The organism is Hwanghaeella grinnelliae (genome assembly GCF_004005845.1).
GTDB classification, from domain to species: Bacteria; Pseudomonadota; Alphaproteobacteria; order UBA8366; family Aestuariispiraceae; genus Hwanghaeella; species Hwanghaeella grinnelliae.
On record NZ_SADE01000004.1, the window covers coordinates 281,659 to 301,004 of the forward strand.

The 19,346-nt window shown below is 60.0% G+C and carries 18 protein-coding genes; 12 read left to right on the forward strand and 6 right to left on the reverse strand.

Annotated elements, in window-relative coordinates:
• Positions 1–107 precede the first annotated feature (107 nt).
• The 6 genes from EOI86_RS22205 (at position 108) to EOI86_RS22230 (ending at position 5,358) form a co-directional block, all read left to right on the forward strand.
• Positions 108–866, forward strand: a complete 759-nt coding sequence (locus EOI86_RS22205; RefSeq protein ID WP_127767880.1) for a tetratricopeptide repeat protein — start codon at positions 108–110, stop codon at positions 864–866.
• A 268-nt stretch (positions 867–1,134) separates the two neighbouring features.
• Positions 1,135–1,839, forward strand: coding sequence for a corrinoid protein (locus tag EOI86_RS22210; protein WP_127767881.1), 705 nt, complete (start codon positions 1,135–1,137; stop codon positions 1,837–1,839).
• A 31-nt stretch (positions 1,840–1,870) separates the two neighbouring features.
• On the forward strand, positions 1,871–2,578 hold the full coding sequence (locus EOI86_RS22215; RefSeq protein WP_127767882.1) for a DUF1638 domain-containing protein: 708 nt from the start codon (positions 1,871–1,873) through the stop codon (positions 2,576–2,578).
• 35 nt (positions 2,579–2,613) lie between these two features.
• Positions 2,614–2,922 (forward strand): virulence factor, encoded by a 309-nt coding sequence (locus EOI86_RS22220; RefSeq protein ID WP_127767883.1) that lies wholly within the window; start codon positions 2,614–2,616, stop codon positions 2,920–2,922.
• Between the two features lie 75 nt (positions 2,923–2,997).
• Entirely contained in the window at positions 2,998–4,275 is a 1,278-nt protein-coding gene (locus tag EOI86_RS22225) for a GSCFA domain-containing protein (protein WP_127767884.1), read from the forward strand.
• Positions 4,276–4,308: 33 nt separating this feature from the next.
• The gene (locus tag EOI86_RS22230; protein ID WP_127767885.1) at positions 4,309–5,358 is read left to right on the forward strand and encodes a zinc-dependent alcohol dehydrogenase family protein; all 1,050 of its coding nucleotides are present in this window, start codon (positions 4,309–4,311) and stop codon (positions 5,356–5,358) included.
• Between the two features lie 22 nt (positions 5,359–5,380).
• On the opposite strand, the gene EOI86_RS22235 is transcribed toward EOI86_RS22230, so the two are convergent.
• A complete protein-coding gene (locus EOI86_RS22235; protein ID WP_127767886.1) occupies positions 5,381–6,445 on the reverse strand; it encodes a phytanoyl-CoA dioxygenase family protein in 1,065 nt (354 codons plus the stop codon).
• 276 nt (positions 6,446–6,721) lie between these two features.
• Here EOI86_RS22235 and EOI86_RS22240 point away from each other — a divergent pair, with 276 nt between their 5' ends.
• From EOI86_RS22240 to EOI86_RS22260, 5 genes are all read left to right on the forward strand, one after another.
• Positions 6,722–7,585: a TauD/TfdA dioxygenase family protein gene (locus EOI86_RS22240; protein WP_127767887.1), complete on the forward strand. Its 864-nt coding sequence runs from the start codon at positions 6,722–6,724 to the stop codon at positions 7,583–7,585.
• 233 nt (positions 7,586–7,818) lie between these two features.
• Positions 7,819–8,835 carry an amino acid ABC transporter substrate-binding protein gene (locus tag EOI86_RS22245; RefSeq protein WP_127767888.1) on the forward strand — a complete coding sequence of 339 codons (1,017 nt, stop codon included), beginning with the start codon at positions 7,819–7,821 and terminating at the stop codon, positions 8,833–8,835.
• 14 nt (positions 8,836–8,849) lie between these two features.
• Positions 8,850–10,100 (forward strand): amino acid ABC transporter permease, encoded by a 1,251-nt coding sequence (locus EOI86_RS22250; protein ID WP_127767889.1) that lies wholly within the window; start codon positions 8,850–8,852, stop codon positions 10,098–10,100.
• Positions 10,101–10,102: 2 nt separating this feature from the next.
• Positions 10,103–11,143: an amino acid ABC transporter permease gene (locus EOI86_RS22255; protein ID WP_161973955.1), complete on the forward strand. Its 1,041-nt coding sequence runs from the start codon at positions 10,103–10,105 to the stop codon at positions 11,141–11,143.
• A gap of 55 nt (positions 11,144–11,198) precedes the next feature.
• Positions 11,199–12,458, forward strand: a complete 1,260-nt coding sequence (locus EOI86_RS22260; RefSeq protein ID WP_127767891.1) for a pyridoxal phosphate-dependent decarboxylase family protein — start codon at positions 11,199–11,201, stop codon at positions 12,456–12,458.
• Between the two features lie 40 nt (positions 12,459–12,498).
• Here EOI86_RS22260 and EOI86_RS22265 read toward each other — a convergent pair whose 3' ends face one another.
• The 5 genes from EOI86_RS22265 to arsC form a co-directional block, all read right to left on the reverse strand.
• Positions 12,499–13,167 carry a GntR family transcriptional regulator gene (locus EOI86_RS22265; protein ID WP_127767892.1) on the reverse strand — a complete coding sequence of 223 codons (669 nt, stop codon included), beginning with the start codon at positions 13,165–13,167 and terminating at the stop codon, positions 12,499–12,501.
• A 186-nt stretch (positions 13,168–13,353) separates the two neighbouring features.
• A complete protein-coding gene (locus tag EOI86_RS22270) occupies positions 13,354–14,364 on the reverse strand; it encodes a M23 family metallopeptidase (protein WP_127767893.1) in 1,011 nt (336 codons plus the stop codon).
• A gap of 109 nt (positions 14,365–14,473) precedes the next feature.
• On the reverse strand, positions 14,474–16,147 hold the full coding sequence (locus tag EOI86_RS22275; protein ID WP_127767894.1) for a formate--tetrahydrofolate ligase: 1,674 nt from the start codon (positions 16,145–16,147) through the stop codon (positions 14,474–14,476).
• A gap of 215 nt (positions 16,148–16,362) precedes the next feature.
• The gene (locus EOI86_RS22280; RefSeq protein WP_127767895.1) at positions 16,363–17,163 is read right to left on the reverse strand and encodes a crotonase/enoyl-CoA hydratase family protein; all 801 of its coding nucleotides are present in this window, start codon (positions 17,161–17,163) and stop codon (positions 16,363–16,365) included.
• 1 nt (position 17,164) lies between these two features.
• The gene (gene arsC, locus EOI86_RS22285) at positions 17,165–17,509 is read right to left on the reverse strand and encodes an arsenate reductase (glutaredoxin) (protein WP_193555806.1); all 345 of its coding nucleotides are present in this window, start codon (positions 17,507–17,509) and stop codon (positions 17,165–17,167) included.
• Positions 17,510–17,705: 196 nt separating this feature from the next.
• On the opposite strand from arsC, the gene EOI86_RS22290 reads away from it, so the two are divergent.
• The gene (locus EOI86_RS22290; RefSeq protein WP_127767896.1) at positions 17,706–19,295 is read left to right on the forward strand and encodes a caspase family protein; all 1,590 of its coding nucleotides are present in this window, start codon (positions 17,706–17,708) and stop codon (positions 19,293–19,295) included.
• Positions 19,296–19,346: the final 51 nt, after the last annotated feature.

Here is a 19,346-nt window from a genome sequence, read left to right on the forward strand (position 1 = left end):
CCTAAAACTCAGCCTAAAACTCAGCCTAAAACTCAGCCTAATCCTTTGATAGTCGGGCGGAATCATCCTAGCTTTCCCGCTTTCATGCTTGGGGAAGTCTGGGGCCAGTGGTGTTCGGGGAATACAATATAGGCATATGCCGGATCGGCTTTGCCGCCGTCTTGATGACGGCGGTGGCCTCCGCTGTTCCCAACATGCATGCTCTAGCTCAAACCACTGGGGCTCAAACCACTGGGGCTCAAACCACTGGGGCGCAATCCGGTGAGACCAAGCCGTGGAAGACGCTGAGCGGAGAGGAGCAAATTCGCCGTTTCTATTTGCCGCGCGCGCAAGCGGGCGATGCCACGGCGCAATACTACCTCGGCCATATGTATCAGAACGGTCTTGGCGTGAAGGCCGACAAGCAAGCGGCGGCTGAATGGTTTGGCCGCGCCGCGGACCAGGACGACCCGCGCGCACTCTATCGGTTAGCTGTCATGCTGCAGACCGGTGACGGTATTCCAAAGGCCCCATCCAGGGCGCTGGCGCTTTATCGGCGGGCGGCCGAACAGGGTGTGCTGGAAGCCTATTTCAACATGGCCCAAATGATCGAGCGCGGCGAAGGCGTGGCGGCGAACCCGTCTGCGGCGGAAGGCATGTTCGAACAGCTTGCCGATGCCGGGATGACCGAAGCCATGCGCGAATTGGGCCGGATCAACGCCCGAAAGCAGGACCCGGATCTGCCCGCCGCGTGGTTCTGGTTCGCCTTTGCCGCGGCGAATGGGGACAGCCAAGCGGGCGAACTTGCCCGTCTGCTCGCTGCAAGCATGTCGGAAGAAGACCTTGCCGCCGGTCAAACGAGACTGGGTAAGTCCCTGAATAATTAAAGTAATTTTCTTGCGCGACTAAAGCGATGCAGACTCTTTCGGGCGGCTTTTTTTTACTGTCGCGACGCCTGCGTCGTGCGCGGAATAGGAAGTGTCGCGTTGGCGTGAGTGCGGAATGCCCCCTGACTTCATTAGGGTATAGACCGGGTGGCCGTAACGGGTCGCCCTATTGGGTGCGTCCGACGCTAGGTGAAAGGATGGTGTTACGAACCACGTCCTTTTCCTGCTAGGGTTTTTCGACAGACCTGATTTTGACGGGATATACGCGATGGCCGACGAAGACGAAGAACTCGATCTCAATGAACTTGATGACCAGGAACTGGTCGAACAGATGTGGGACGACCTTTACGACGGCCTCGCCGACGAAATCGTCACGGGGACAAACATCCTGCTCGGACGCGGTTGGACGCCCTACAAGGTTTTGACCGAAGCCCTCGTTGAAGGGATGCGCATCGTCGGGGTCGATTTCCGTGACGGCATCCTGTTCGTGCCGGAAGTGTTGATGGCCGCCAATTCGATGAAGTCGGGCATGAACATTCTGCGGCCGCTGCTGGCCGAAACCGGCGCACCGCCTCAGGGCAAGATGGTGATCGGCACGGTCAAGGGTGACATTCACGACATCGGCAAAAACCTTGTCTCCATGATGATGGAAGGCGCCGGGTTCGAAGTTATCGATATCGGCATTAACAATCCGGTCGAAAAGTATCTTGAAGCGATCGAAGAGCATAAGCCCGACATCCTCGGCATGTCGGCGCTGCTGACGACCACGATGCCTTACATGAAAGTCGTCATCGACACGATGAAGGAAAAAGGTATCCGGGACGACTATGTGGTCCTGGTCGGCGGCGCGCCGCTGAACGAAGAATTCGCCAATGAAGTCGGGGCGGATGCCTATTGCCGTGATGCCGCGGTTGCCGTGGAAACCGCCAAGGAATACATGACGCGCAAACACAACCAGCACGCGGCCGGCTAGTTTTTCAGCGCCGCGTATCAACGGGGCCGCCGTGACCGGACCGAACAGCCAAGAAGGGTCGCTTCTTCCAGAGGAGGAGGCGACCTTTGCCGTTTCGGGCGAGGGGGCGGCTTCCGGGGCCGCCGAAAAACGCACTTATGTGATTGCCTGCGGGGCGCTCGCACGTGAGGTTCTGGACATTATCGCCCTGAACGCTCTTCCCGGTTTTGCCGTTACCTGTCTGCCCGCGAAATTGCACAACCAGCCGCAATTCATCCCCGACCGACTGCGTGAGAAAATTCGCGAGGTCCGCCCAAAGGCCGGCCGTATTCTGATCGGCTATGCGGATTGCGGCACCGGCGGATTGATCGACAAGGTGATTGCCGAGGAAGCTCGGGACGATTGCCCGGTGGAGCGGATCGGCGGCGCACATTGTTATGCCTTTTTCGCGGGGCAGACCGAATTCGCCGATTTGGCCGAACAGGAATTGGGCACGTTCTACCTGACCGATTATCTTGCGCGTCATTTCGATACGTTGATCGTGAAAGGCATGGGCCTCGACAAATATCCCGGCATGATCGAAATGATGTTCGGCAACTACAAACGCCTGGTCTACCTCGCCCAAATCGACGATCCGGATCTGGATAAAAGGGCGGAAAAGGCAGCTGAAAAGCTTGGCCTGAGCTTTCTCAGGGTACGGACCGGTTACGGCGAACTGGCGGCGTTTCTGACTGATCCGCCGGCTAGCCCATCGTCATGATTTTGAATTTAGCGAACGGTTAGGAAAGCGCATTGATGGCACAGTTGATCGTGGTTTATTGGCGGGACATCCCGGCCCAGGTAATCGTCAAGAAAGGCCGGCGGGATCAGGTGAAGATCCAGCTCGACGAGCGGTTCGAAAAGGCGATCGACCGGGCCGCCATGCGCGGTGGCGCGCGCTCCACCGACGACTATTTGGCGGAATGGCGCAAGGCCGACCCGGTAGAGGTATCGGACGACCTGCAGGCTGAAGCGGATAAGGCTTCCGCGGCGTTGGAGGCCGAATACGACGTGGACCGCGTCAAGGCATTGGTTGAGAACCAAGGCTGGACGCCGGCCGGCTGACGGCCGGTTCCAAACCATCGTCGTCATGGATAGAATCCGATAGTCTTCCAGTCCTTTTGCAGGAAGGAGTTGGCGATGGCGGCGGGGCCCGCGGTTTTTAGTGATCAGCAAGGACTGCTGGATGACGGCGCCCTGGCTTTCCTGTTGCGCAGCATTTTCAGCGACCGGGCCTTTCAGGCCTATCTTTTTCAGCAGATATCCACCGCCCCGAACCGGGTGCGGACCTATGACGAATTACTGGAAGTGCTGAACGGCTTCTTCCAGCAAACCATACCCGCCGCCGAAGGTGAGGACCGGGACCGCCTGCTGGCCCATGCGGCGGAGTATCAGCGCCATTGCGCGGAGACCGAAGTGGCGCGGAACGCGTATTCCGGTGAGGGTAAGGCCAATCCGATGGGCGTGTTCTGGCCGAATCCTACCCGTAAAGACGGCCGAAGCCTGAAGCAGGTGACCCCGGTGGGCGAACGTTTCCCCTTGGTCGATCGAACCACGGCGATCGGTTCAGCGGGCAGTTGTTTCGCTTACGAAATCGCCAGGAACCTTCAACGACGCGGGTTCAACTACGTGGTGACCGAGCCCGAACATGATGGATCCAAAGGCGCGATCGTGGATGGTTATGACCCCGACAATCCTTATGCTCGGTTCAGCGCGACCTGGGGACTGATCTTCAACACCCCCAGTCTGCGTCAGTTGGCCGAACGCGCATTCGGTGAAGCCGGGCCAAGCCCGGTTCTGATTGAGGAACGCTTTCCCGACGGTGGAATGATTTACACCGATCCCTATCGCGAAGGCGTTGCATTCGCTGGGCCAGATGCTTTCACCGCCGACAGTCCCAATCATTTGGACGCGGTGCGCCGCGCTTTCACGGAGACGGAAGTCTTCATCGTCACGCTTGGCCTCAATGAATGTTGGGAGTTGAAGGCGGACGGCACCGTCTTGTCGAACAATCCGCGCCGCGGCTGGATGTATGCGTTGTCCCGCCCGCGAACCCTGACGGTGGCGGAGAACGTGGAGGAGGTAGAGCGCTTCCTATCCCTTGTTCGGAAGCACAATCCCAATTTTAAGGTGATCCTGTCCTTGTCGCCGATTCCACTGATCGCGACGCATAGGCCTGACCAGCACGTGGTGTCGGCGAATGCGCATTCGAAGGCCGTGCTGCGCGTGGCGGCGGAAGAAATCGTGGCGCGCAACGACGGCGTCTATTATTTCCCAAGTTATGAATACGTCATGCATTGCGCCGAAGACGCCTGGTGTCCGGACGAACGCCACGTCACGGATGAGACGGTTGGAAAGATCATGGAAATGTTCGACGACATGTTCATGAAGGATGGCGGCGCAGCGCCGGACGCATAAGAAAATTACCTCAATGGAGTGGAGCCCTCAGCCGTGAAAGCAGCGTATATAGAAGAATTCGACGGTCCCATTACGGTCAGAACCGTACCCGACCCGGACTGTCCCGTTGACGGCGCGGTGGTTGCCGTTCGGGCTTGCGGTGTGTGCCGGTCGGACCATCACGGCTGGAAAGGGCACAACCCGAATGTCGTGCTGCCGCATGTGATGGGCCACGAATTCGCGGGTGAGGTCATCGCGACCGGCCCGGAATGCCATCATTTCAAGCCGGGTGACCGGGTTACCGCGCCTTTCGTGCTGGGCTGCGGACATTGCCGCGATTGCCAAACCGGCAATGCGACAATCTGTGATGATCAGCAGGTGATCGGATTCACTTTCTGGGGCGCCTATGCGGAACAAGTCGCCATCTCGAACGCTGACTTCAATCTCGTTCACCTGCCGGAAGACCTGGATTTCATTGCCGCGGCGGGAATGGGCTGCCGTGTTACCACGTCATGGAGGGCCCTGACCGATCGGGCCAACCTTGAACCCGGCGAGTGGCTGGTCATCCACGGCAGCGGCGGGATCGGCCTTTCCGCCGTGATCATCGCCGCGGCCCTGGGCGCGCGGATCCTCGCCGTCGATATCTCCGACGACGCCCTTGTGATGGCCAAGGAACTGGGGGCGAACGCGGTGCTCAACGTCACCGGTGTGAACGATGTGGGCGGGGCGGTACGCGACCTTACAGGCGGGGGCGCCCATGTTTCGATTGACGCTCTCGGCACGCAGGCGACGTTCGAGAACTCCCTGCGCTCGCTCCGTAAACTGGGGCGGCACGTTCAAATCGGCATGCCGGTCGGGCGGCATGCGACTGTGCCCCTGCCGCTGTTGGAACTGGTCTATTCCCGGCAGTTGACGATCCACGGAACGCGCGGGCTCAGCGCCGCCGGTTTCGCCCCCCTGCTCGACATGGTCAGCGCAGGGCGACTCGATCCAGGCAGGCTCGTGACCAGGACTATCCCGCTTTCCGGCGCCGGGGCGGCGCTTGCGGAAATGGATACGGGACAGCCTGCCGGCGTCACGGTGATCGACATGTCGCTGAATTGATTCCCGCGGTGGAACCGGCGGGCTACGGCCCGCCGGGCGGGCAAAGGTACAATTGCATCACGTAATCCATGGGCGGCGTCAGGAAATCGGCCGGCAGGTTCGGCGTGGTTTCTGGGGATAGCTCGACGGGCAAGTGATTTTCGACACGCTGTGGCGTAACCCCATAGGCGACCTGACAGATAAGCCGGTTTTTTGATTTCGGCAGCAGGCCTTTGTGAATCCCCCGCGTCGAGGCGACGAAATTCGTGCCCGCCGGCCCAACGATCCTAACGGGGTCGATGCCGAAGACATTCATGACGTCCTGGTCGCTCTTGCGCAATGTGCCCATCCAGTTATCGAACAGCTCGGGATCGTTCGCTGCCCGGCGCGCCAGGACCAGGGTGTCCTGCCGGTGTGTCCCCGGCACATAGACATGCGGGCCGGCTTCTTCATCCACGTCGGTCAGATAAATGAAGAACTTGAAGAAGCGGTAGTCATCCAGGTCCAAATGAAACAGTTGCGCCGCCCTGGCTTCGTCGGCTTGCGCGAAACTCCACCAGGCGGCGATTGTGATGACCTGCGGGACCGTGCCCAGATATTCCTGCGCAATACCGAGGCGGATGGGATCCGTCGCGATTTGCATTAGATGCGGACAGTTCAGGATATCCGCTTCCCGGAAATGGGCCAGATTGAAGCTGCCCTGTGCTTCGTCCAGCGTCAGGGGTGGTTTGGACATGGTCGATGCGTGCTCATAGACGGGCCGGTCCATGAAATAGTCGCGCATCGCCGTAACTATGTTCGGGGCGATGTCCGGCAGCATGCTGTAGCCCACTTGCCGCAAAGCGGCCAGAGGAGCCAGCGCCTGATCGGGAACCTCCCGCACTGGATTAGGAATTCCCAACACGTCGCGGACATAACCGTTTATGGCGCCAAGAACGGCCGTCTCGGCTTCGATCGAGTAGAGCGTGTGCGGGGCTGTTCTTGCGTGAATCATCCGCAAGGCGGCCGCATCGTCGGCATCCGCCGCTGAAGGCATGATCAGGTCAGCGAAGGGGCGCAGTTCTTCCCGGCTTTCCACGTATGCCTGGAACCCGTGATACCAATTCAAAATGTGCTCATGGTGCGCCATGCCTGCATGGTTGCAGGAATCGTGCCCCCGCAAAAGTCCCAAGACGCAACTGTCGAACGATGCCGTTATGGGCGGCAGATACGGCCGGGCGTCTCGATCCGACGGTCATGGCCTGCGGGACGGGCAGGGATCGATATGACCGGCAATCCGGCTCGAATTTACCGCTGTGCGATCCTCGCTCTGCCGTTTTTTCTTCTCCAATGGCCGTGATCGTCTAAGCTTCGGTCAAACGAATGATTTCTGGGGGAAGTGGGAATGGATAACGTCGATATCGAAAAACTTCATCCGGATTTCGGGGCACGGATCACCGGGCTGAAACTGGGCGGCGGCATGACCGCGGCGGAAGTGGATTTCGTCCATGACGCCATCGACACTTATTCATTCCTGTGTTTTCCGGACCAGGACCTCCCCGACGATGACCTGCTAGCCTTCACGCGATTACTGGGCGAACCGGAAGTCGAACACGTCGCCTTGGGCAAGACCGGGAAGGCGAGTTTCTTCGGCACCATCGGCAATATCGGCGAGGACGGCGTCAAACACGGCAACGCCGCCACCTCGACCAAGCATCAAACCGGCAACAATTTGTGGCATTCGGACAGTTCCTTCCGCATCACGCCGACCTATGTGACCATCACCCAGCCGCATGAAGTGCCTGGTGAGGGGGGCGCGACCGAATTCGTCAGTGCGCGGGCCGCCTATGACCGCCTGCCGGATGAGATGAAAGAAAAGATCGATCCGCTTGAAGTGATTCACGATTACGTTTTTTCGCGCACCCAGGTGGTGAAGATCGACCTCAACCACGGGGCTTCCCTGCCGCCGATTCGCCATCCCCTGGTGCGGACCAATCCCAGGACCGGGGTGAAGAACTATTACACCGGGTCCCACGCGCGTTCCGTCAGTGGCTGGGGCGGAATCGAAAGCCGCGAACTGCTCGACGAACTCAACGCCTTCGCGACGACGCCCGAAAGCATCTATTCCCATCCCTGGGCGGTGGGCGAGACGGTGATTTGGGACAACCGCTGTATCCTGCACCGCGGTACCGGCTATGACGCCGACCGCTGGCGCCGCCTGCTGCGCCAAACCCGCGTGGTTGGGGAACATACGGGCGTGACGCTCTAAGCCACGCGCCTACCGGAAGAGTTCTGGCTTGCGCATATTCGATAGGTGCGGGAACGAGTTTTTTGAAAAAATGATATATCATATGACATTTTTTGGTGATAGGATTTTGAAAACAACATGGAGCGGCGCCGCTTTACGGGGCCCAATGACCTGACTTTCAGGGACCTTGACCGCCGACTTCATTCAACGCTGATTTCATTTTGAGGCGACACCACAGGAACAGGGGTAGACTGATGATTAAGAAACTCGTTTTTGCATCCGCGGCCTTCCTGGCCGCGTCTACGGCCAGCGCGCAGGCCGACTTGCTCGATACGATCAAGGAGAGGGGCGAGCTGATTTGCGGTACGCTCGACTATCTTCCAGGTGTCGGCTTCCTCAATGACAAGGGTGAATGGTCCGGCTTCGACGTCGACTTCTGCAAGGCGGCGGCCGCCGGCATCCTGGGCGATGTGAACAAGATAAAGTTCGTGTCCACGACAGGGGCTAACAAATTCCCGGTTCTGGAATCGGGTGAAATCGACCTGCTGTCGCGCAGTGTGACGATGACGACATCGCGCGAAACGACGCTGGGCTTCGACTTCATCGGCCCGAACCACCTGACCGGCCAGGGCTTCATGGTTCATGGCGAAACCGGCGTGAAAGACGCCACCGAATTGGACGGCGCCACGATCTGCGTTCTGTCCGGCACGGTGACCGAACGGTATCTGGCCGAATGGTTTAAGGCGCACGGGATCAGCTTCCAGCCGGTTGCCGCCGAAAACTCGGACCAGATGTTCTCGATGTATTTCGACAATCGGTGCGACGCGGTGACAATGGAACCGCCTTACCTGGCGATCCGCAGGTCGCGCTCGGAAAGCCCGGACAGTCATGTCATCCTGGAAAACATTATCGCCAAGTCCTTCGAGGCGCCGGTGATCCTGGAAGGCAATCCGAAATTCCGCGAAGCCCTGCAGTGGATTCATTGGGGCATGGTGACCGCCGAGGAACTGGGCATCACCAGCGAAAATGTGGATGAGATGGTCAAGACGTCGCAGGACCCGGTCGTTCGCCGTTTCCTGGGCGTGGACGAGACGATCGGTGCCGATATGGGCCTGCCGAACGACTTCATGGTCCATGTCATCAAAGCGGTCGGAAACTATGGTGAGTTCTACGAACGCAATCTGGGCCAGGGGTCGATCCTGAAGGTCAGCCGCGGCATGAATGCGCCGTACAGCATGGGCGGCGCTCTTACCGCTCCGGGCTGGCAGTGACGGAACCCACGTCAATGGAGGCGCGCGCCGAAGAAGGCGCGCGCCATCCGACTCCCCGCCAAAATCCCAGTAAGAATCCCCAGCGAAACCCGCATCTGGCCCCGGGAAGCTTCAGCGCGCGTATCCGGCAGACGGTGAAGGCGCGCGGATTTTTTTCCCAGGTCATATTCATCGTTATCGTGGCGGCCCTTGCCGTTGTCGTCTGGCAGACCGCTTCGGACAATCTGTCCCGCCTTGCGGTCAAGTCCGGCTACAGTTTCCTTCTCGACGCAGCGCCTTTCGAACTTGGCGATACCATCATTCCCTACCGTGCCGGCGACAGTTATCTGCGGGCTTTCGCGGTCGGGATCGCGAATACGGTGAAGGTCGCGGTGCTCGGCATCGTTTTGTCCACCGTGCTGGGTCTGTTCATTGCCTTGGGGCAGCTTTCCAGCAGTCCGGCCTTGTCGCGCCTGTGCCGTGGCTATGTGGAGATCGTCCGCAACGTGCCGCTGCTGCTGCAATTGATCTTCTGGCATACATTTCTGACCAAGAGCTTGCCCAGCGTACGCCAGGCCTTTTCCCCGATCGACGGCATCTTCCTGACCAACCGCGGTCTTTATCTACCATTTCCTGAACCGGACCCGTCGCATCAATGGATCGGCCTTGCGGCCTTGCTGGGCATCGCCCTGGCGGTCGCGGTCGTGAAGCTGGACCGGCGGGCCTTGTTGAGGGAAGGGCGAACCCGCCCCACATTTCGCCGCGCGGCCGCCGTGCTGGTCGCCCCGCCAATCCTTGTCTTCCTGGCTTTCGGCGCGCCGATGGCCTGGGATGTGCCGGCCCTGAAAGGGTTCAACTTCCGCGGCGGCATGGATATCTCACCCGAATTCGCGGCGATGCTGTTGGGGCTGACCATCTATACGGCGGCCTTCAACGCGGAGATTTTCCGCGCCGGCATCCAAAGCGTTCCGAAAGGACAGTCCGAGGCCGGCCTGGCGCTGGGTCTTTCCAAGGGACAGGTCATGCGGATGATCGTCCTGCCCTTGGCGCTGCGGATCATCATTCCGCCGATGGCGAATTCCTACCTGAACCTGACCAAGGAAAGCTCGCTCGCCGTTGCGATCGGTTACCCTGAGGTCGTGCGCGTCGCCAATATCACCTTGGCCGAGACCAGCCAGGCAATCGAATGCATCACCATCATTATGGGGATTTATCTGACGCTCAGCCTGCTGACGGCTGCTTTCCTTAACTGGGTGAACGCCCGTGCGGCTTTGGTGGAACGATGAATATGGCCGGGCAAATCCGCGGCCTGTTCCAAGCGTCGCCGTTGACACTCACGCTGAACGTCCTGGCGATCGGTTTGTTCGCATTGATCGCGGTGCCGCTGCTCGATTGGGCGGTGATCTCCGCGGTTTGGCAGGCCGACGATATGACCGGTTGCCCGCCGGGCGAGGGGGCATGCTGGGCCTTCATCGGGGCCAAGCTGCGGCTGATCCTGTTCGGGCGCTTTCCCTACGACGAGCAATGGCGTGCCGCAATCGCGACCGCAGTGATGATTGGGCTTGTGGTCGTTTCCCTGAATCCTCGGTTCTGGCGGCCTTGGTTGGGCCCGGTATGGATCGGCGGGCTTGCTGTTTACGCCCTTTTGATGTGGGGCGGCATTTTCGGGCTCAGCTTCATCGAAAGTTCCTATTGGGGTGGCCTGCCGCTGACCGTGCTGTTGACCGTGGTCGGCACCTTCTTCGGCTTGGTGGTCGCGGTGCCGGTCGCGCTTGCACGCTATTCCGGCTATCCAGTCCACCGCTGGGCAGCGACCCTTTATGTCGAACTGATCCGCGGTGTGCCGCTGATCAGTGTGCTTTTTATGGCGTCGGTCCTGCTGCCAATCTTCCTGCCGGACGGTTTCACGCCAAGTGGCCTGGGTCGGGTAATGGCGGGCATCGTCCTGTTCTTCGCGGCCTATATGGCTGAGGTCCTGCGCGGCGGGTTGCAATCGATCCCAGCGGGCCAGATTGAAGCCGCCAGGGCTTTGGGCATCAGCTATCCGGTCCTGATCGGGAAGATCGTCCTGCCGCAGGCATTCGAAGCGGTGCTGCCGGCCATGGTCAATCTGTTCATCGGCGCGCTGAAAGGCACGTCGCTGGTTGTCATCGTCGCGATGATGGATCTGCTCGGCGCGGCGCAGGCGTCGATGGCGGACCCCAACTGGATTGGCTTCTATGTCGAGGCCTATGCCTTCGCGGCACTGATCTACGTGATGATGTGCGGTTCCATCTCCTGGTACGGACGGCGTGTTGAAAAGACACTGTCGCGCGCCCGGGCCAAATAACTATGGGCCGTGCAAGCGGCCGTCCGAATAACGATATTTTTTTGGAGGCAACAAAATGACACGGCAGCGCATGTCTTTTCCAACGGGCGGACGCGGATGGGAAGACCTGAAGACAGAAATGAAAAGCCGGACGAAAGGCGATATCGACTGGCGCAATGGCCGCACGCCGCTGTTCGTCTTCTATTGCGACGAAGAGACCTATGAGGTCGGCAAGAAGGCCTTCTTTGAATTCTTTACCGAGAATGCCCTGGGTGGAAAACGCGCCTTTCACAGTATTGGTGGAATGGAACGGGATATTCTCGACTACGGGCTATCCCTGTTCTCCGCGCCGGATAGCGGTGAAGGGGTTTTCACCACGGGGGGAAGCGAGAGCATCTTCCTGGCCATGAAGGCAGCCCGCGACAAATTGCGTGCCGAGAAAGGGTTCCGGCCGGGTGAGGACAAACTGAACCTGGTCATGGGAATCACCGCGCATCCTGGCTTCGACAAAGCCGCCGCGGCGATGGATATCGAAATACGGCGCGGTCCGGCCGGCGATGACAAACGGATCGGCGCTGACAGCCTTCGTCCCCTGATCGATGACAGGACCATCGCCATTGTCGGTTCCGCCCCTTGTTTCCCGCATGGTGTCGTGGACCGGATCGATGAATTGTCTGACCTGGCCCTGGATGCGGGTGTCTGGCTGCATGTGGATGCCTGTGTCGGCGGGTGGCTCGCCCCGTGGTTCACGCGGATCGGGCGGTCGACGCCCGACTTCGACTTCCGTTTTCCTGGCGTGAAATCAATATCGGCCGACCTGCACAAGTTCGGCTTCTGTCCGAAACCCGCCTCGACCGTGTTCTATCGCGATACCGAGGACCTGGAACGCGCGAAGTTTGATGCCGATGCTTGGCCCAACGGCCGTTTCGTTACCGCGACCTTGGCCGGTACGCGGCCGGGCGGCGCCGTTGCCGCGTCCTGGGCCGTGTTGAACCATTTGGGTGAAAGCGGTTACTGCCGCGTGGCAAAGAACCTGTCATCGATGATCGATGCTTATGTCGAAGGGGTTGAGAAGGCCGGCTTTCGGATGATCGCGAAGCCCGACTTTTCTATCATCAACTACACAAGGGATGACGTTGATGTCTTCGCCGTGGCGGAGTTGATGAACGAACGCGGCTGGCTTCCCGGCCTGACGCGAAGTCCGAAGGGATTCCATTCCATGATGTCGCTGCTGCATGATGCCCCGCGTGAGGAATATCTGGCCGATCTATCTTGGGCGACCGAAAAGGTCATGGCCGGATCGGTCGACAAAGCCACGATCGAAGCGACCTATTGACCGGGCATATCGGGGATTAGGAGAATGGGGAGGGTCGCTGTCAATCCAACAGGACGGCGATCATCTCCGACCCATTCGCGATGTCGCTCGCGATCGTGTCTCCAACCGCTTCGGCATCGCCGCGGCGGACAGCCTTTATGATTTTCACATGGTTGTTATAACCGTTCAGACCTTGCCGATACTCAATCGGAAGCTTCGTGCGCGTCGGCCCGGTCAGCACCCACAACCCGTCGATGATACGTTCCAGATCCGGTTTTTCCGCGGCATGGTAAAGGCTGAAGTGAAACTCGGAATCGTAGCGAAGCGAATCATCGAACTCCTGCCGTTCGATACCGCCACGCATGGCTTCGTTCAGTTCCTCCAGCTTGTCTGCAAGGGGTTTTCCGGCCGTCTCAACCGCTAGTCTTGCGGCCATGGGTTCCAGCGATATGCGGATCTGGCTGATCGACCGATAGCGCTCCTTCCGCAAGACGGGGACAGAAAACATATGTGTTTCAGAGACTTCAATAGCGCCTTCCCGGACCAATCGGGCTATGGCATCCCGTGCCGGTGTCAGGCTGACCCCCATCGACCGGCTTAAGCTACGCGCGGTAATCCGCTCCCCCGGTTTCAGTTGACCCTGCAACAGCCGCTGGCGCAGCTCTGCATAGACCTGTTCCGTCAGTGTCGCGCCACGCACGATTTCCGTGTTTTTCTCAACTGATGCCAAAGGTCTGGTCCTAGTGGTGCCCGGCGGTTCAAGCGGTCATTGTGCCACAAAGTTTAGTGCTGCCTAAAGCACGTGGCGCAGTTTATCTTCATATCGCGTGACGGCAACTCCGAAGGCGCTGTTAAGCCGTGCGTCGTGCGGCTGGAAACATACCATCTTGCAAAGACATGGGGTATCGCGAACGGGCTATTTCAGCGTTACCACGGTGCGCTTACTGGGCATCTGTCCCTCAAATGGCGGTGGCAGGAAAACGCTGATAACGCCCGTATAGTCGCCAGGGGGCCAACCGCCGGGTGGCGTCTTCTTTCCCGCATACTGAAATTGGCGGGCCTTGTTGCGGGGGATGGTTTGGCTGGTCGTAATCAGCACGTCACCCTGCGGGCCGGTAACCGTGAACTGGATGCTGCTGCCTTCCGGCAAGCCATAGATGACCGCGTAGAGAACAAGCGCGGACCTGTTGCCCGGCAGTTCCGTTTGCGGCGGTGTTTTCTGAACGCTCTTCAAGGTGGGCACCGTCACCGCGAATCCGGCATGTCGGATAAAGGTGGGGTCGTAATCGCCGAACATGGCCAGCGCGTCTTCCGACCAAAGCGACGTGCCGCGCCCGCAATCGGGCGGGGAGGATGCGCTGTGACCGTTGAAGGGATCGACGATATCGGTGCCGTGGCTCAATTGGAAATGCAAGTGCGGCGTCTCGCTGAGGCCGGAATTGCCGATCAGGCCCAGGACGTCGCCTGCCTCGACCGTTTGTTTCGACGATACCCGAATGCTTCCCAATTTCAGATGACAATATTGGGTGAACCAGCCGCCGCCATGGTCGATGCGGACGCCGTTGCCGCATTCACGGCCCTGTTGGTCCGGAATGTCGTCGCCCAGCTTGTTGTCGGGGACGCCGTCGCGCACGCCCGTAATCGTACCGCCCGCGGCGGCCCGGATGGGCACGGTCTTGGCGGCGTTGAAAGCGTCGATGAGGGCGATGTCCGTCCCCTTGTGCCCTTCATAGGTTCGGGGGCCGCAATGGTGATCCTGATAGGTTGGACTGCTGTCCAAGTCGACGAAGGACAGAATCCAGCAGTCACCGCCGATCCGGCAATCGGCGGGAAATTCCAAGGGGGGCAGGTTTTGGGCACGCGCCCCGCTTGAAACAGCGGCCACCAGCAGAAAGGCGGCAAGAAGTCGGGACAGATTAAAACGCATGCTCCATCCCTACCGCAAAACGAAAATCGGCGCGAGCCCCGGCACTTAAAATGCCCGGGACCGCACCGATTTCGAACAATCGATTTGAATTACTGATTAGTGGGGCGGTTTAGAACAGTCCCTGTACCAGCCCTGCATCGTCCAAATGGATGGAATTGGCAGCCGGCGTGCGCGGCAGGCCCGGCATGGTCATGACCTCGCCACAGATTGCCACGATGAATTCCGCCCCGGCCGACAGGCGAACCTCGCGTACCGGCACCACGTGATTGGTCGGCGCCCCCTTCAGGTTCGGATCGGTGGAGAAGCTGTACTGCGTCTTCGCCATACAGACGGGCAGGTGGCCATAGCCGGCTTCTTCCCATTGTGCCAACTGGTCGCGGACCTTCTTGTCGGCGATGGCTTCTTCCGCGCCGTAGATGTTCCTGCAGATCGTATTGATCTTCTGGAACAGGCCCATGTCGTCTTCATAGAGCGTGCGGAACTGGGCGCCGCCGTTTTCGCAAAGCGCGACAACCTTGGTCGCCAGGGCTTCCGTGCCTTTCGACCCTTCGGCCCAGTGATTGCACTCGATGGCTTCGACGCCGAACTGCGTGACGTATTCCTGAACCGCCGCCAGTTCCGCATCCGTGTCCAAGGTGAAGCGGTTGATGGCGACCACAGCCGGAACGCCGAACTGGCCGACATTGCGGATATGGCGGCCCAGGTTTTCCAGGCCTTTCTTCACCGCTTCGACATTCTCTTCGCCCAGTTTGTCCTTGGCCACGCCGCCATGCATCTTCAGGGCGCGGATGGTGGCCACGATCACGGCCGCATCCGGGCTCAACCCCGCCTTACGGCATTTGATGTCGAAGAATTTCTCGGCTCCCAGATCGGCGCCGAAACCGGCTTCGGTCACGGTGTAATCGACCAGTTTCAGGGCGGCCTTGGTCGCGCTGACGGTGTTGCAGCCATGGGCGATGTTGGCGAAGGGGCCGCCATGGATGAAGGCTGGGTTGTTTTCCAGCGTCTGCACCAGATTCGGCATCAACGCGTCCTTCAGCAGAACGGTCATCGGGCCTTCAGCCTTCAGGTCACGGGCATAAATCGGCTCGCGGTCGCGGGTATAACCGACGACGATCGCGCCCAACCGGCGCTCGAGGTCCTTCAATCCATTGGCCAGGCAGAAGATCGCCATGACTTCGGACGCGACCGTGATGTCGAAACCGGTCTGGCGCGGGAAACCGTTGGCTACACCGCCCAGGGAAACAACCGTGTCGCGCAGGGCCCGGTCGTTCATGTCCATGACGCGGCGCCAAGCGACCCGGCGTTCGTCGAAGCCCAGGCTGTTGCCCCAATAGATGTGGTTGTCGATCAGAGCCGACAGCAGGTTGTGCGCCGAGGTGATGGCGTGAAAATCGCCGGTGAAGTGAAGGTTGATGTCTTCCATCGGCACGACCTGGGCGTAACCGCCGCCGGCCGCACCACCCTTGACCCCGAAACAGGGACCGAGCGAGGGTTCGCGCAGGCAGATCATCGCCTTCTTGCCGATAGCGTTCAGACCGTCGCCCAGCCCCACCGTTGTCGTGGTTTTGCCTTCGCCGGCGGGTGTCGGGGTGATCGCGGTGACCAGGATCAACTTGCCGTCGGGCTTGCTTTCCAGGCCTTCCAGAAAGTCGAAACTGACCTTCGCCTTGCTCGGGCCGAACTGCAGCAAAGCATCGGTCGGAATGTCGATCTTGGTGCCGATCTCGGTGATCGGCTTCATGGATGCTTCGCGGGCAATCTCGATATCGGACTTTGCCATTGTTTTCCCCTACCGGCATGAGGCCGCTTCTAGCGCGGCGCAAATTTTGATTTTTGAGATAAGCGATCCTTTTGGTGAACGGCACACCGATCACCATGGGGGAACGCTAGTACGAAGCGCTTATCGAGACTGCGCCCCTGCGACTTATTTTGCCGCACGCACGACTTTCCAAACCGCGACCCGTGGTTCAGCAGGGCAACGGTGGGGACAAGTGGCTATTTACCGGTGAAAACCGGTTCGCGTTTTTCGAAGAAGGCGGCCAGGGCTTCGTGGTGGTCTTCGGATGTATGGGCGATGCCTTGATAGGCGGCGCACATTTCCAGATGCGTGGCCAGGGATTGGTGCTGGCCCTCGCGCATCAAGCGTTTGGCGAAGCGGACGGCGATGGGCGCGCGGCTGGCGATCCGTTGTGCGATGCGTTGCGCTTCGGCGACAAGACCCGGGCGCGGCAGGATTTTGCTGACCAGCCCGATCTCCTTCGCCTTGGCGGCGCTTGCCGGCTCACCGGTCAACAGCAGTTCCGCCGCCGCCGCATTGCCGACGATGCGCGGCAGGAACCAAGCCGCGCCGTCGCCCGGCGCGATGCCGATATTGACGAAGGGCAGGCCGAATGACGCTTCGGGCGACGCTATGCGGATATCGCACATGCAGACAAGGTCGACCGCCGCGCCATAGCAGGGGCCGTTGACCGCCGCGATGGTCGGTATATCCAACCCGTAGAAAAGCGGCGGCACGCGCAGTACGCCCTTCAGATAGGCGTCGCGGATCTCGGACGGGCCGCCTTCGAACATGTCGGTCTTGTCCCGCATATGCTTGACGTTGCCGCCGGCGGAAAACGCCTTGCCGGTCCCGGTCAGCACGACGGCCCGGACCTGATCGTCCGACTTGATCCGTTCGACGGCGGCGATGAAGGCCTCGACCATGGTGCTATCGGAAAAGGCGTTCAACTCCTCAGGACGGTTGAAGGTCAGCGTGACCACATGGCCGTCTTGTTCGTAAAGCAGCGGGTCCGACATCTCAGAGGATCTCCAGAACCTGTTCCGGCGGCCGTCCAATGGCGGCTTTCGATCCCTTGATGACGACCGGACGTTCGATCAGGACCGGGTTTTCCGCCATGGCCTTGATCAGCGCCTTTTCGTCATCGACTTGGGAAAGGCCCAATTCTTTGTAGACGGTTTCCTTGGTGCGCATCAGGGCGCGCGCCTCGATGCCCAATTTTTTCAGAACATCCGCGATCTCGTCCGCGCCGGGAGGGGTCTTCAGGTATTCGACGATTTCCGGCTCGATCCCCTTGTCCTGCAGCAGGGTCAAGGTCTGGCGCGATTTCGAGCAGCGCGGGTTATGATAGATGGTGACGGTCACGTCGTTCCTCCCATTGCAGCGATTGAAAGACTGATGGCGTTCTACCGCCCCGGCGCGGGAAGTGCCATAGAGGCTTCGTCGCGCCTGTTTTTCCGCTGGGGCGGTGAAAGCATGCCTTGTGCGAATCATCACTGGTCAAAATTGGCCCTTCCTTGGTACCGTTGGGGAAATTCGCGGAATAACATGTGGTATTGCAATGCGTTACCTGGTTTTGGTCACCGTGTTCCTTGGTTTCGCCGCCGTGCAGGCTGTGTTCGGCGGGGATGCACGGGCGGAAGAGCGGATCGCGCTGGTCATCGGCAACAGCGCCTATACGAATACCAGTCCGCTCAGAAACCCGCTCAGCGACGCGCAATTGATCTCAGAGTCGTTGCGGGCAGTGGGTTTCACGGTCTTCGAATATTACGACCTGGACCAAAAGGACATGAAGCGCGCGGTCGTCGATTTCGGGGACGTGCTTGTGGGCAAGGGTCCGGACACGGTCGGCCTGTTCTACTACAGCGGCCATGGCATCCAGGCGAATGGGTCGAACTATCTGATGCCGGTCGATGCGACGGTGAAGCGCGAAAAGGATGTCGATATCGAAAGTGTCCGGGCCGAAACCGTCCTGCAGGCGATGGAGGAGGCGGGCAACCGCCTGAACATCGTCGTCCTGGATGCCTGCCGGAACAATCCCTTTGAAGCTTCCTACCGTTCCGCGAACCAGGGCTTGGCCCGCATGGACGCGCCGAGCGGGACCCTGATCGCCTATTCGACCTCGCCCGGCCGCGTCGCCACGGATGGGGAGGGACGCAACAGCCCCTATACCTTCGCGCTTGCGCGCGCCATGCGGACGCCGGGCCTGTCGGTCGAGGAAGCGTTCAAGCAGGTCCGCGTCCGCGTCATGGAAAAGACGAATGAGGAGCAGGTCCCGTGGGAAAGCTCCAGCCTCACCGGCGCTTTCAGTTTCGCCGGCGGCGTCGGTGGGCAGCCGGAACGGGTCAAACTGGCCGCGCTGCCGCCGGCCGGCGGGCAATCGACGGGGAATGCGGTGGACGACGAGGTCGTCTTTTGGCAGTCGATCCAGGCCAGTAACAGCGCATCCGACTTCCAGGCTTATCTCGACCGGTATTCGGAGGAAGGCATTTTCGGCTCCCTGGCCAAGAACCGGCTGTTCGAGTTGAAGAAGCCCGGCGCGGCCAAGGCGGTGCAGAACCGGTCCCTGATGACCGACGACGAAGCCGCCCGCGCCGCGATTGAAAAGGCGCAAACGATGATGGCGGAATTGCGCCAGAACAGCAGCCTGCTGATGGGGCGCAAGGAACAGAGCATGGCGGAACGGCTTGAAAAGTTCCGCGGCATGTTGGGTTTCATCGTCGATTTCGACGTCATGTCCCGTTTCGTCGTCGGTAACTACAAGGACCAGATGACACCGGAACAATACGAGAATTATCAAGCCCTCTACCGCGAACTTTTCCTGTCCGTCTACGACTTCACATCGGGACAGACCTGGGCCGGCGGGTTCGAGATCGAACAGGTCCGTCCCTATGGCGGGGACTATCTGGTAAAACTGCTGCTCGGCAAGCCGGGGCCGGATCAGAAGAAGGTCGGCTTGCGCATCCGCCGCAAGGATAAAAGCTTCTTCGGCTTCGTGATCATCGACGCGCTGGTCGCAAATGTAAGCATCCTGAAAACGCAGCATGACGATTTCCAGGCGATCCTGGCCCGCCAGGGCGTCGACGGGTTGATCGCGAAGCTGGAAGAACTGGCCGGACCGGTCGAAGCGCCGCTCGCGATTCCGAACTAGGGGCCAAGAGTCCCCTGACTGCGCCGCGGTCCTGGGCGGGCGATCGTGATT